Raw genomic sequence first — 594 nt, 5'->3', positions numbered from 1 at the left:
CCACTGATCCAAGCCCCAGTCTAGCCATCTTAACGGATTCTTATAACCCTCAGCAATGTTATTGACTACATATACTACTTTCTTTATTCTTAATATGGAGGCAACAAATACCATGGCGTAACAAGAAACAGCGGCCGGATATCCCCCATTATTGATGTGCAACACATCGATTTGAAGAGGCTTGAGTTTTTTATAGAGCGGATAGATGGAAAAAAAAACGCAATAATACTTCCAAATCCACATGATTGGAGCCGAGATAATCATTCTTAGCTTTCTATTTGCAATCTTTTGTTTGAAATAATCATGAACCCGATTAGGTCTAGGCAGCTTAATTGACATGATGGACTTTCCTTCGACAGCCACCCTACCATTTAAACCAGCTGTATAGGCTTCTGATAAACAGTATAAAAAGCACACATCATATCTATTATTTAGGTCTTCATTATTTAAAAAAGAAGCGATCATATTTTCGCAGCCCGCAAAAAATGTACAATCTGAATAATATAATATCTTAAGTTTTTTAGCCATCAATAATAGATCGATAATGTTCGATTGTGGTTAATAACCCTTTCTCTAGGCCAACAGTAGGCGACC

Annotated in this window: 1 protein-coding gene; it reads right to left on the bottom strand. The window is 36.7% G+C overall.

All coding sequences use genetic code 11. The annotated features are described in order from the left end of the window. Nucleotides 1–528: hypothetical protein (locus tag JHD69_RS20130; RefSeq protein ID WP_199142116.1), on the bottom strand; the 528-nt coding region annotated here is incomplete at its 3' end. Between the last annotated feature and the right edge of the window lie 66 nt (nt 529–594).

Source organism: Pedobacter sp. ASV12 (genome assembly GCF_016429155.1).
Taxonomy (GTDB): domain Bacteria; phylum Bacteroidota; class Bacteroidia; order Sphingobacteriales; family Sphingobacteriaceae; genus Pedobacter.
The sequence above is the reverse complement of the archived record's forward strand: the minus strand, read 5'-3'. Positions and strand labels throughout refer to the sequence as shown.